The 11,805-nt window shown below is 71.5% G+C and carries 12 protein-coding genes; 4 read left to right on the top strand and 8 right to left on the bottom strand.

Annotation, left to right across the window (positions count from 1 at the left end; all coding sequences use genetic code 11):
• Positions 1-17 precede the first annotated feature (17 nt).
• Entirely contained in the window at positions 18-1,313 is a 1,296-nt protein-coding gene (locus ACGFMK_RS32505) for a beta-N-acetylhexosaminidase (RefSeq protein WP_392771363.1), read from the top strand.
• 4 nt (positions 1,314-1,317) lie between these two features.
• Here ACGFMK_RS32505 and ACGFMK_RS32500 read toward each other — a convergent pair whose 3' ends face one another.
• Together ACGFMK_RS32500 and ACGFMK_RS32495 are read right to left on the bottom strand one after the other, a co-directional pair.
• Positions 1,318-1,563 carry a hypothetical protein gene (locus ACGFMK_RS32500; protein WP_392771361.1) on the bottom strand — a complete coding sequence of 82 codons (246 nt, stop codon included), beginning with the start codon at positions 1,561-1,563 and terminating at the stop codon, positions 1,318-1,320.
• Positions 1,564-1,734: 171 nt separating this feature from the next.
• A complete protein-coding gene (locus tag ACGFMK_RS32495) occupies positions 1,735-3,483 on the bottom strand; it encodes a M64 family metallopeptidase (RefSeq protein WP_392771358.1) in 1,749 nt (582 codons plus the stop codon).
• 63 nt (positions 3,484-3,546) lie between these two features.
• On the opposite strand from ACGFMK_RS32495, the gene ACGFMK_RS32490 reads away from it, so the two are divergent.
• A complete protein-coding gene (locus ACGFMK_RS32490) occupies positions 3,547-4,206 on the top strand; it encodes a hypothetical protein (protein ID WP_392771356.1) in 660 nt (219 codons plus the stop codon).
• 4 nt (positions 4,207-4,210) lie between these two features.
• On the opposite strand, the gene ACGFMK_RS32485 is transcribed toward ACGFMK_RS32490, so the two are convergent.
• Together ACGFMK_RS32485 and ACGFMK_RS32480 are read right to left on the bottom strand one after the other, a co-directional pair.
• Positions 4,211-4,879 (bottom strand): response regulator, encoded by a 669-nt coding sequence (locus tag ACGFMK_RS32485; protein WP_392771353.1) that lies wholly within the window; start codon positions 4,877-4,879, stop codon positions 4,211-4,213.
• Entirely contained in the window at positions 4,876-6,513 is a 1,638-nt protein-coding gene (locus ACGFMK_RS32480) for an ATP-binding protein (protein ID WP_392771351.1), read from the bottom strand. Before ACGFMK_RS32480 ends, ACGFMK_RS32485 begins: the two co-directional genes overlap by 4 nt.
• 91 nt (positions 6,514-6,604) lie before the next feature.
• Between ACGFMK_RS32480 and ACGFMK_RS32475 the strand changes: the two genes are divergently transcribed.
• Complete coding sequence (locus ACGFMK_RS32475; protein WP_392771350.1) at positions 6,605-7,966, top strand: cation:dicarboxylate symporter family transporter; 1,362 nt, start codon at positions 6,605-6,607, stop codon at positions 7,964-7,966.
• A gap of 97 nt (positions 7,967-8,063) precedes the next feature.
• On the opposite strand, the gene ACGFMK_RS32470 is transcribed toward ACGFMK_RS32475, so the two are convergent.
• A complete protein-coding gene (locus ACGFMK_RS32470; protein ID WP_392771347.1) occupies positions 8,064-8,456 on the bottom strand; it encodes a winged helix-turn-helix transcriptional regulator in 393 nt (130 codons plus the stop codon).
• Between the two features lie 104 nt (positions 8,457-8,560).
• On the opposite strand from ACGFMK_RS32470, the gene ACGFMK_RS32465 reads away from it, so the two are divergent.
• Positions 8,561-9,979 carry a DHA2 family efflux MFS transporter permease subunit gene (locus ACGFMK_RS32465; RefSeq protein WP_392771345.1) on the top strand — a complete coding sequence of 473 codons (1,419 nt, stop codon included), beginning with the start codon at positions 8,561-8,563 and terminating at the stop codon, positions 9,977-9,979.
• A gap of 65 nt (positions 9,980-10,044) precedes the next feature.
• On the opposite strand, the gene ACGFMK_RS32460 is transcribed toward ACGFMK_RS32465, so the two are convergent.
• From ACGFMK_RS32460 to ACGFMK_RS32450, 3 genes are read right to left on the bottom strand one after another with little or no spacing between them, the layout of a single operon-like run.
• On the bottom strand, positions 10,045-10,488 hold the full coding sequence (locus tag ACGFMK_RS32460) for an SRPBCC family protein (RefSeq protein WP_392771344.1): 444 nt from the start codon (positions 10,486-10,488) through the stop codon (positions 10,045-10,047).
• Positions 10,489-10,492: 4 nt separating this feature from the next.
• Positions 10,493-11,215 carry an anti-sigma factor family protein gene (locus tag ACGFMK_RS32455; RefSeq protein WP_392771341.1) on the bottom strand — a complete coding sequence of 241 codons (723 nt, stop codon included), beginning with the start codon at positions 11,213-11,215 and terminating at the stop codon, positions 10,493-10,495.
• On the bottom strand, positions 11,212-11,766 hold the full coding sequence (locus tag ACGFMK_RS32450) for a sigma-70 family RNA polymerase sigma factor (RefSeq protein ID WP_323331623.1): 555 nt from the start codon (positions 11,764-11,766) through the stop codon (positions 11,212-11,214). The genes ACGFMK_RS32455 and ACGFMK_RS32450 overlap by 4 nt, the downstream gene beginning before the upstream one ends.
• Between the last annotated feature and the right edge of the window lie 39 nt (positions 11,767-11,805).

The raw sequence follows: 11,805 nt of genomic DNA, 5'->3' as shown, positions 1-11,805 counted from the left end.
GTCCATGGCCGTCCTCTGTGGACGTTCGCGCCGTTTCGCTGCCCGCGGAGGGCTACCGGCTGGAGATCTCGCCGTCCGGTGTGGTGCTGTCCTGCGGTGACGCGGCCGGGGAGTTCTACGGGCGGCAGACGTTGCGTCAGCTCGCCGGACCTGACGCGTTCCGCGCGGCTTCGCTCGGTCGTTCCCTCTCGATTCCGTGCGGGGTCGTCGAGGACCACCCGCGGTTCGGCTGGCGTGGCTGCCTGCTCGACGTCGCCCGGCACTTCCGGACCAAGGCCGAGGTGCTGCGGTTCGTGGACCTGCTGGCCGCGCACAAGCTGAACGTGCTGAACCTGCACCTGACCGACGACCAGGGCTGGCGCTTCGAGGTGCCCTCGTTTCCCCGGTTGACGTCCGTCGGTGGCTGGCGGCCGTCGTCGATGGTCGGCAGCGGGGGCGCGCAGGACGGGCGGCCGCACGGCGGTTTCTACACCGGCGACGACCTGCGGGAGATCGTCGCGTACGCGGCTTCGCGGGCCATCACGGTGGTGCCGGAGATCGACATCCCGGGTCACGCGCGCGCGGCGCTGGCGGCCTACCCTTCGCTGGGGACCGAATCGTCGTACGAGATCTGGACCGCCTGGGGCATCAGCACTTCGCTGCTCTCGCCGACGGAGTCCACTTTGGACTTCTTCCGGACGGTGTTCGACCACCTGCTGGAGATCTTCCCGTCGCCGGTGATCGCGCTGGGCGGCGACGAGACGCCGGGCGCGACCGACGAGCACCGCAAGTTCGTCCGGCAGCTGGCCGAGCACCTGGTGTCCCGCGGCCGGACGCCGATGGGCTGGGACGAGGTCCTCGACATCGGCGGCCTCCCTCCGATGGTGATCGGCTCCTGGCAGAACGAGACCGCCGGTCAGCAGGCGGCTTCGGCGGGCCACGACGTCGTGATATGCCCGGAACAGCACGTGTACCTGGACCACCGCCAGTCGGCGCACCCGGACGAGCCGATCCCGGTCGGCATGGTCCACACTCTGGAAGACGTCTACGCGTACGAGCCGGCGCTGAGTGGTCCCCGGCTGCGCGGTGTGCAGGCGCAGGTGTGGAGCGAGCACCTGGACAGCGTCCGGCGGGTGGACTACATGGCCTTCCCGCGGCTGTCGGCGTTCGCGGAGGTGGCGTGGAGCAGCGGACCGCGGGACTACGAGGAGTTCCTGCCGCGGCTGCGGGACCACCACTTGCCGCGGCTGGACGCGCTGGGCGTGGAGTACCGGCCGCTCGACGGGCCGCACCCGTGGCAGACGCGGCCGGGGGTGCCGGGCCGGCCGCGCTGACGGCCTACAGCCGGTATTCCGCCGGCACCCACTCCGAGAACAGATCGGCCACATCGGCCACGGCGTCCTCGTCAGCCTCCCGGCCCTCGGCGCGCAGGGAGTGGATCGTGTCGAGCAGCTCCTGGTAGAGGTCGTCGCGTTTCACGCCTCGCTCGAGCTGCTCGACGAGGAGCGGCCTGATCTCGAGAACGCCCACTCCGGCTTCCACGGAAGCCAGCAGCTTGGCGCGGAACTCGCCGTCGTCCATCATCCGGTTTGCCGCCCTCCCCCAGAGATTCTCGGGCACCACCCGCGCAGTCCAGCCCCCACCCTCTCCGGGGGGGGGCGTCCCCAGTCCAGTCTATCGGTGGGTGCCGGCAAAACCGGCCGGAAGCCGATCGTTGAGCCGAGCTGTCCACAATCGAAACCGCCTGTGGATGGTTCACGGCAGCAGCGTCACCGTCACCGCGCGAGTCGGGCCCACGTTGCCCGCCGCGTCGATCGAGCGGTATTCGATGCGGTGGCGGCCGTAGCCCGGGGTGCGCGGCGCGAACGGCGACACCGTCAGGCCGCCCGGGCCGAGGTTGCCGTACGCCAGGCCGTCGATCTCCGTGCCCGTCGGGGTGAACAGGTACGGCGCGTTCGGGTCCGTGGGCCAGCCGTAGTACTTGTGCCAGCCGTCGCCGTCCACGCGGAACTCCGGCATGCCGTCCGACGGGGTCAGGCGCATCGTGAACGAACCGTGGTACACGCGCCCGGGCGGCAGCTCGGCCGTCGTCGTCGGGCCGGACGCGTCCACCGTCCAGGTCAGGGTCGTGCCGCCGGTGGTCGCCGTCAGGGTGTGCGCGCCGGATGCCGCGTGCAGCGCGAAGTCCGGCCCGCTTCCGGCCGGCCGGCCGTCGAGCCGCCAGGACACCGGAGGGATCGAGCCGGTCGGCTCGCCCGTTTCGACGTAGACGACGTCGTGGCCGCCGACGGGCTGCGTGGTGGGCGTCGAGCCCACGACTGCCGGGCCGCTCGAAGGCGGGGTGGTCACCGACGGGTCGACGGTCCACGTGCGGGTCGCCGTCGGCCGGGCGGCCGGGTCACGGACGAACGGCGTCGGGTCGGTCACCTTCACCGTCAGCGTGTGTTTCCCCGGCTTCACGTGGGCCTGCCGCAGATCGAGCGCGTCGGTGCCGTGCAGGGGCCGCCCGTCGAGCGTCCAGGTGACGTCGAGGCGGTGGTCGACCGGGTGCATCGTGCGGATCCACACGACCCGGTCGGCGCCGATCGTGCCGGCCGGGGTGCCGTCGCCCAGCAGCGGGACCTTCGCGGAGATCCGCTGGGTCATGCGTTCCCGGCCGACCTGGTCGTAGGCGTAACCGAGCGTCTTCATCATCGAGTGCGCGCTGGGCCGCCAGACGCCGGTCTGCGTGTAGAGCCCGCCTTCGTAGCGCCCGATCGTGCCGCCGGACTCGCTGGGCTCGCCGAGCCAGCGGTACCACTTCGCGTGCTGGTCCTGCAGCTGCTGCTCGGTCAGCGTGGTGTGGTGGATCGACGCGGGCTCGCCGCCCTCGTACGCCCCGCCCGGGACGCCGCGCGCGTAGTAGTCGTACTCGTCGTCGAGGCCGCCGAGCGAGTGGCCCAGCTCGTGCGGCGAGATCAGCGCGGACAGGGCGTTGCCGCCGGACGCCGTCGCGTACGTGCCGCCCGCGCCGCCGTAGGTCGCGCTGTTGCCCAGCGCGAGGATCTGCCGGTTCGCGCGGGTGGTGCCGGGCACGAGATCGGCGTACCGCTGGGCGGCCGCGTCGTCGACGGTGAGCAGCCGCTGCACGCTCCCGGCGTCGCACCCGCCCCAGAACCCCATGTTCAGCGGGGTGTTCCGCCGCGGCGCGTCCAGGCCCGGGTCACAGTCCACACCGGACTCGGGTGAGGCGATCGAGACGGCGTAGACGTTGAAGTAGCTGCGGTAGGACTTGAACGGTTCGAGCGACCAGAGCGTGTTCATGTGCCGCTCGACGTCGGCGAAGAACTTCGGCTGCTCGGCCGCGGTGTACCCGTCGCCGAGGACGACGAGGTTGAACCGCTGCGCGACCGGCCCGGTCACCTGGACGTCGGTGACGGCCGTCGCGGGCTCGTCGGCGTACGCGGGTGTGGCGATCCCGGCGGCGATCAGCAGCGCTGCGGCGAACCCGGCCCATTTCGACATGGTCCCGGTCTAGCGCAGTGCTTTCGCCGCCGGAACCGCCGGAAGTCGGGCTATCCTGCCGAAATGGGGATTCGAGGGGGATTTCTGGTGGCGGCCGGTGCGCTGGCGCTGCTGACGGCTTGTTCGGCACCGGCACCGGCACCGCCGCCGGCGCCGGTGGCAAAGACCACTTCGGCGGCTCCGACGACCGCGGTTTCCCGGCCGTCGTCGGACGCACCACCGCTGGGCCCGGGGCCCGGGTCGCAGCCGCCGACGACGCCCCAGCCGCCTCCGCCGCAGTCACCGGCGAAGGTCACCTCGGCGTGCCCGTTCCTCGGGGTGACCGAGATGAGCACGGTGCTGGGCGCCACCTTGGACACCTACGCCGTCGAACAGCCGCCGGACCCGCGGCAGGGCGTCACGACCTACCGGTGCACCTACGCCAGCCGGACCGGCGGCCGGCTGGTGCACGACCTGTTCGTCGACGTCCTCCCGGGCACCGGGCGGTTCACGTCACTGGTCACGGAGTGGACCCAGGCCTGCGCGGCGCCCGCGGTGCCGATCCCCGGGGTGAACGGCACCACGCGGACGTGCGAGCTGGCGAAAGGCGCGAACCCGGGTGACGTCATGCTGCTGGTCGCGAAGAGGTCCCACGGCCAGACCCGGCTGGCGGAGCTGGACCTGCGGCCGTTCCGCAGCGAGGTCTACCCGCGTCTCGCGCAGCTGCTGGCCGACCGGCTGTAAGTCGTTATACGCGGGTCGGCCGGTACCAGACCTCGGGCCGCCCGACCTGGCCGTAGTGCGGTTCCCGGTGGGCCATTCCGTTGTCGGCCAGGTACTCCAGATAGCGGCGCGCGGTGACGCGGGACGCGCCGATCGCCGCGGCCGCCGCGCCCGCGGACAGGCCTTCCACCGCGCCGCCCAGTGCGTCGGTGATCGCTTCCAGCGTCTGGACGCTCATGCCCTTCGGCAGCGGTGGCTGCTCCGTCGTGCGCAGCGTCCCCAGGGCGCGGTCGATCTCGGCCTGGCCGGAGACCTCGCCGGACGCGTCGCGGAACTCGGCGTAGCGCTCCAGTTTTTCGCGCAGGGTGGCGAAGGTGAACGGCTTCAGCAGGTACTGCACGACGCCGACCGAGACCGCGGCCTTAACCAGGCCGAGGTCGCGCGCCGAGGTCACGGCGATGACGTCGATCGGCAGGCCGGCCGCGCGCAGGGACCGGCAGACGGCCAGGCCGTGCGTGTCCGGCAGGTAGAAGTCCAGCAGCACCAGGTCGACGGGTTCGCGTTCGCAGAACCGCAGCGCGTCGCCGCCGGAGTGGACCACGCCCGCCACCGAAAACCCGGCGAGCCGTTCCACGTAGACGCGGTGCGCCTCGGCGGCCACCGGTTCGTCCTCCACCACCAGCACCCGGATCACCGGTCCGCCTCCCGCCGCGGCAGTCGCACGGTGAACACCGCGCCCCCGTCCCGCCCGATGCCGACCGTACCGCCGTAGCGGCGCACCGCCTGGCCGACGAGAGCGAGCCCGAGCCCGTGGCCGTCCCCCGCCTTCGTCGACCAGCCGCGGCGGAAGACGTCGGCGCCCTCGGGGACGCCGGGGCCGGTGTCGGCGACGCGCAGCAGCAGTTCGTCCACGTCGGACCGGGCGGTGACGACGACGGCCGGGTGGCCGCCGCCGTGCACCGCCGCGTCGATGCCGTTGTCGATCAGGTTGCCGAGGATGGTGACGAGGTCGCGGGCGGCGACGCCGTGGGTCGCGTCGTCGATCATCGTGTCCGGCGTGATGGTCAGCTCCACCCCGCGTTCGCTCGCCTCGGCGGCCTTGCCCAGCAGCAACGCGGCGAGCACCGGTTCGGCGACGGCGCCGACGACGCGGTCGGTCAGTTCCTGGGCGAGGGCGAGCTCAGCGGTCGCGAACTCGACGGCCTGCTCGGGTTTTCCGATCTCCACCAGGGAAACGACGGTGTGCAGCCGGTTCGCGGCCTCGTGCGCCTGCGACCGCAGCGCCTCCGCGAGGCCGCGGGCGGTGGTCAGTTCGCCGGTCAGCGTCTGCAGTTCGGTGTGGTCGCGCAGGACGACGACGGTGCCCTGCGCCCGGCCGCCCGCGCGGACGGCGGTCGTGCTGACGAGCAGCACCCGCGCGTCCGTCAGGTGCAGTTCCTCGGCGCGGTTCTCGGCCGACCCGAACGCCGTCACGAGCTCGGCCGGCAGGCCCAGCGCGGTCAGCTCCCGGCCGACCGGGTCGGCTTCGAGGCCGAGCAGGGCGCGCGCGCCGTCGTTGCAGAGCCCGATCCGGCCGTCGCGGCCGACGAGCAGCACGCCTTCGCGGACCGAATGCAGCACGGCTTCGTGGTATTCGAACAGGTTGCTCAGCTCGCCGGGCGCGATCCCGCGCGTCTGGCGGCGCAGCCGGGCGCTGATCAGCCAGCCGCCGAGCGCGCCGACGAGCAGCACGGCCCCGGCGACGCCGAACAGCGGCCACAGCCGTTCGCGCAGTTCCGCCGAGATCGCCGCGACCGTGATCCCGACGGCGACCAGCGCGACCACCCGGTGCCCCGCCCCGAACACCGGCACGACCGTCCGGATCGACGGGCCGAGCGAGCCGGTGTAGGTCTCCGTGTACTCCTGCCCGTGCTGGGCCTGCGCGATGGTCCCGATGTAGTGCTGGCCGATCAGGGCCGGGTTCGGGTGGGTGTAGCGGATCCCGGCCGGGCTCATGATCGTGATGAAGTCGACGCCGGTGTCGGTCTGCACCTCCAGTGCGAACGGCTGCAGCGTGACGCTCGGGTTCGGCGTGTCCACGGCGGCGAGGACGGACGGCGCGTCCGCCACGGTCGAGGCCACCGCGTGGACCTGGTCCTTGGCGTTCTGGTCAGTGGCGTGCGACGCGTCCAGGTAGGCGAACGTGATCCCGGCGCCGGCGAGCACACAGAGCACCACCAGCTGCAGCACGAGCAGCTGGCGGGCCAGGCTCCAGCGGGACGACGTCGGGGACACCTCCTCATACCAGCACACCTGCGCCCTGGTGTCCGAAGGGGACGGTGACATCATCGCGCGAACTCAATGAACACAAGTGAGCCGGGTCACGGAACCAGGCCTACAGTGTGCCGCAACCTGGAACACCCCTGAGCTGGAGGCAACGGTGCCGACCCCACCGACAACCGAGGAGACCCCGCGCAAGCGGGACAAGACCCACTACCTTTACCTGGCCGTGATCGTCGCGGTGGCGCTCGGGATCCTGGTGGGCTTCCTCTTCCCCGGCTTCGCCAAGGGCCTCAAGCCCCTCGGTGACGGCTTCGTCAACCTGATCAAGATGATGATCACGCCGATCATCTTCTGCACCATCGTGATCGGCGTCGGCTCGGTCGCGAAGGCGGCCAAGGTCGGCAAGGTCGGCCTGATGGCCTTGTTCTACTTCATCATCATGTCGACCTTCGCCCTGGCGATCGGCCTGGTCGTCGGCAACATCCTGCACCCGGGCACCGGCCTGCACCTCAACCCGGCCGACGTGAAGAGCGTCCAGAAGTCCGCCACCGGCGCCGAAGGCCCGGTCGACTTCCTGCTCGGCATCATCCCGAAGACCTTCGTCTCCGCCTTCACCGACGGCGAGGTCCTGCAGGCCCTGCTGGTCGCGCTGCTCGTCGGGTTCGCGCTGCAGAAGCTGGGCCCGAAGGGCACCCCGATCCTGCGCGGCATCGAGCACATCCAGCGCCTGGTCTTCCGCGTCCTGTCCATGATCATGTGGGCCGCCCCGATCGGCGCGTTCGGCGCCATCGCCGCGGTGGTCGGCGCGACCGGCTGGGCCGCGTTGAAGAGCCTCGCGGTGATCATGATCGGGTTCTACGCCACCTGCCTGATCTTCGTGTTCGTGATCCTCGGGATCGTGCTGTGGCTGGGCGCCCGTGTCTTCATCTGGAACCTGCTGCGCTACCTCGGCCGCGAGTTCCTGCTGATCCTGTCGACGTCGTCGTCGGAGTCGGCGCTGCCGCGGCTGATCGCGAAGATGGAGCACGTCGGCGTGAGCAAGTCGGTCGTCGGCATCACGGTGCCGACCGGCTACTCGTTCAACCTGGACGGCACGGCGATCTACCTGACCATGGCGACGCTGTTCATCGCCGCGGCGCAGGACGAACCGCTGTCGATCGGTGAGCAGATCGGCCTGCTGGCCTTCATGATCATCGCGTCGAAGGGCGCGGCGGGCGTCAGCGGCTCGGGCATCGCGACCCTGGCTTCCGGTCTGCAGTCGCACCGGCCGGAGCTGGTCAACGGCGTCGGCTTCATCCTCGGCATCGACCGGTTCATGTCGGAGGCCCGCGCGCTGACGAACTTCGCCGGCAACGCCGTCGCGACCGTCCTCATCGGAAACTGGACGAAGGAGTTCGACCGGGAGAAGGCCGAGCGCGTCTTCGCCGGGCAGGAACCCTTCGACGAGGCGACCATGCTCGACGAGCACAGCCACGCGGCCGGCACCGACGACATGGACGGTCCCGAACCCGCGAAGTAACCCCCTCAGACGTTCGTGCTCATGCCCCCGCTGAGCACGAGCCACGCGGGCCGCGGTGCGAGTTCCCCGACTTCGCACCGCGGCCCGTTCCACGTCTTCAGGCGGCGTCGTAGGCGACGCGCGCCGCGGCGATGTCCTCGCGGTGCCGCTCCGCCCAGCCGAGCAGGCCGTTCAGCGACTGGTACAGCTCCTTGGCCATCGCCGTCGCCTCGTACTCCACCCGCGGCGGGACCGTGGGGTAGATCGTGCGCTCGAGCAAGCCGTCCCGCTCGAGGTTGCGCAGCGTCAGGGTCAGCATCCGGCGGCTGATCCCGTTGACCGCGCGTTCCAGCTCGGTGAACCGCACCGGGCCCCGGATGGCCTCCAGCAGGATGCCGATCGCCCACTTGCCGCTGATCCGGTTGATGACCTCGAGCACCGTGCAGACGTCGAGTTTTTCCGGGTCGATCTCCGTGACCTGGACAGGTACACCGATGTTCCCCTGGGACATGGAAGTGCCTCCTTACGCGCGCACCCATGGTCACACATGATGGGCACTGTTACAAGAAGTGCCCTGGCAACGACCAGGGGGAACGCTAAACTGGAGGGCCTCACATGGCCGAGAACCACCCGACCCGATCCCGCGGCCTCGCCTTGGCGGTGCTGTGCGCCGCGTCGCTGATGGTCGTGCTCGACAGCAGCATCGTCGCGGTCGCGCTGCCCGCGATCCAGGCCGACCTCGGCTTCACACCCGCCGGGCTCGCCTGGGTCGTCACCGCCTACCTGGTCGCCTTCGGCGGCCTGCTCCTGCTGTCGGGCCGGCTCGGCGACCTGCTCGGCCGCCGCCGGGTGTTCCTCGGCGGCCTGGGCCTGTTCACGGCGGCGTCGCTGGCCGCCGGGCTGGCCGGCAACGCGGCCGTCCTGGTCGTCTCACGGTTCGTGCAGGGCGTCGGCGGCGCGCTGGCGTCGGCCGTGGTGCTCGGGATGATCGTCACGATGTACCCGGAACCGCGGGCCCGGGCGAAGGCGATCGGCGTGTACAGCTTCACGCAGGCCGCGGGCGCGTCCATCGGGCTCATCGCGGGCGGTGCCCTGACCCAGGCGCTGAGCTGGCACTGGACGTTCTACGTCAACCTGCCGATCGGGGTGGTCGCGCTGGCGCTGGCCGTCCGGGTGGTCGAAGCCGACCGCGGCACCGGGCTGCGGACGGGCTTGGACGCGCTCGGCGCGGTGCTGGTGACCGCCGCCGTGATGCTGGGCGTCTACGGGATCACGTCCGCCGTCTGGGGTGCGCTGGCCGCGGCCGCCGTCCTGCTGGCCATGTTCGTGGTGCGGCAGGCGAAGACGCGCACGCCCCTGCTGCCGTTGCGGCTGTTCCGGATCCGCGCGGTCACCGGCGCCAACCTGGTGATGGTCCTGATGGTCGCCGGGATGCTCGGCTTCCAGTTCGTCACCGCGTTGTACCTGCAGCAGGTGCTGGGCCTCGACGCGCTGCGCACCGGCGTCGCGTTCCTGCCGGTGCCGGTGGTGATCGCGGTGGCCTCACTCGGCTTCGCGGGCAAGCTCGCCGAGCGGTTCGGGCCGCGGGCGGTCCTGCTGTCCGGCCTCGGCCTGGTGATCGCCGGCCTGCTGCTGCTCACCCGGGTTTCGGTGCACGGCAGCTACTTCACCGGCGTCCTGCCGCCGTTGCTGGTGATGGGCCTCGGCGCCGGCGTCGCGATCCCCGCGCTGATGGGCCTGGCCATGACCGCCGTCGCGCCGGAGGACTCCGGGGTCGCGTCCGGCCTGATCAACACCACGCAGCAGGTGGGGGCGGCGATCGGGACGGCGGTGCTGGCGACGGTGGCCGCGTCCCGCACGGCGAGCCTGGGTTCCGTGGACCACCGCGAGGCGCTGGCGTCCGGTTTCCGGCTGGCCTACGGGACGAGCGCGGGGTTCCTGATCGCGGCGATCGCGCTCGGCGCGGCGGTGCTGGCCCGGCGTCCCCGCCGGAACGCCACCGAGCCGGAGGTCTGCGTCGCCGGTTCCGCGTGATCAGGGAGCCGACACGCGTGCTCGGGGCGACGACACGGGTTCTCCCGGCCGTGCCGCCGTCCCGGTCACGCGAGGTAGGTGCTCAAACCCCGGTGGCCCCGGCGCATCATCAGCGCGTGGTTCACGCGGAAGAGTGGCCGGGCCACCGTGTCCAGCCGCCGTAGCAACGCCTTGCGGGCGTGGACGTCCTGGGTGATCTCCAGCAGCGTCCCCGCGTCCGTCGCGCGGACGGTGCCCGCCAGCACCCCTTCGAGGTCTCCGCTGAGCCTGACCCGCATCAGGCCCGCCCGCTCGTCCTGGTGGTCGCGGTGCATCCGGACGACCAGCCGGAACGGGAGCCGCGAGCGGCAGACCAGTTCGGCGGTGTCGTCGTCCACCCGGCGCACCGTGCGGACGTCCGACCACCACCGCGGGTAGCCGGCGAGGTCGGTGACCGCGCCGAACACCCGCTCGGGCGCGGTACCGGGCAGCAGCCAGGAGCTGCGGAACCGGTAGCGCGCGCCCGTCACGGCCTCACACCGGGGCCGAGACCAGCTTCCGGCCGTCCACCGTGACGATGTCGACCGACTTCACGTCGTCGGGCGCGACCAGCGCGGACCCGTCGAGCGAGAAACCCTGGCTCTCCCACTTCTCGGACACCTTCCAGCTGCCCGCCGTGACCGCCTGGCCTTCCTTGGTCACGACCTGCAGCAGGCACTGTTCCCCGGCCTTGACGCCCTTGACCGCGACGTTGACCTTGACCCAGCCCGCGAAGGGCGCCACCGACGCGGCCAGCTGCACGCCGGTCGTCGGATCCCGCCCTTCGGCGTTCTTCGTGCCGGGCACGTCGTTCGGCTGTGTCGGTATCGCGAGCGTCCCGCTGGACGACGTCTGACGTCCCACGAGCACCCCGCCGCCGAGCGCGGCCACCACCAGCACCGCCGCCGCGACCAGGGCCAGGCCCCGGCGTGACGCCGGCCGGGACGCGGTCCGCGCCGGCGCCGCCGTCTCTTCTTCCCGCATCCGGCGGAGGGTCTTCTGCAGCAGCAGGTCCCCGCCTTCCGGAGGCCCGTCGAGGAACGCCTCGGGCGGTACCTCGTCGAGCGACTCGCGCAGAGCCACCAGCTCGTTCAGGTCGAACCGGCACTGGGCGCAGGTCTGCAGGTGCCTTCGTTCGAAGTCGGCCGCCTCCGCCGGGTCGAGCGCCCCGAGGGCGTACGCGCCGAGCTGTGTGTGTGATTCGTCCACGGCGTTCACCGCGCCACCTCCGTTCCGCTTCCCGAGATCATCGAGGCTCTGAGAGCCCTGAGTGCGTAGTACGACCTTGATTTCACGGTACCCGGTGCGACGCCCAGTGTTCTCGCCGCTTCGGCCACCGTCCGTCCCCGGTAGTAGATCTCCACCAGGACCTCTCGATGTTCGTTGGACAGACCGTCCATCGCGCCGAGCACCGTCATCGAGTCGACCACGCCCTGGGCGTGGTCGCGCTCGACGGCCGGCGTCGGCACGCCTTCGGCCGGTTCGGCCACTTCCTGTGGCCGTGCCGCCCGGGCTCGTGCCCGGTCGGTGACCAGGTTGCGCGCGACGGTCAGCAACCAGCCGCGCACCGAGCCCTTCCCGTCGTTCTGCAGGTCGTCCGCGTGTTTCCACGCTCGTACCAGCGTCTCCTGGACCACGTCCTCGGCTGCCGCCCGATCACCGGTCAGCCTCGTCGCGTAGGCCAGCAGGCTCCGGCCGTGTTCGGCGTAAAGCTGCCGAATCAGGTCCTCGCCTTTGGCCTTCTTAGGCCGCCTGCCTCCGATCGCCACCCTCGTCCTCCCGACGGTGTTCTGAGTCGGCGAGGACAG

Source organism: Amycolatopsis sp. NPDC049252 (assembly GCF_043197175.1).
Taxonomy (GTDB): domain Bacteria; phylum Actinomycetota; class Actinomycetes; order Mycobacteriales; family Pseudonocardiaceae; genus Amycolatopsis.
Note: the sequence above shows the minus strand (reverse complement) of the source record. Positions and strands in the feature narration are given on the sequence as shown.

Bases quoted from the DNA above. Each gene is read 5' to 3' on its own strand.
- ACGFMK_RS32500 (WP_392771361.1), bottom strand. From the start codon at position 1,563: ATGATGGACGACGGCGAGTTCCGCGCCAAGCTGCTGGCTTCCGTGGAA.
- ACGFMK_RS32495 (WP_392771358.1), bottom strand. From the start codon at position 3,483: ATGTCGAAATGGGCCGGGTTCGCCGCAGCGCTGCTGATCGCCGCCGGG.
- ACGFMK_RS32490 (WP_392771356.1), top strand. From the start codon at position 3,547: ATGGGGATTCGAGGGGGATTTCTGGTGGCGGCCGGTGCGCTGGCGCTG.
- ACGFMK_RS32480 (WP_392771351.1), bottom strand. From the start codon at position 6,513: ATGATGTCACCGTCCCCTTCGGACACCAGGGCGCAGGTGTGCTGGTAT.
- ACGFMK_RS32470 (WP_392771347.1), bottom strand. From the start codon at position 8,456: ATGTCCCAGGGGAACATCGGTGTACCTGTCCAGGTCACGGAGATCGAC.
- ACGFMK_RS32465 (WP_392771345.1), top strand. From the start codon at position 8,561: ATGGCCGAGAACCACCCGACCCGATCCCGCGGCCTCGCCTTGGCGGTG.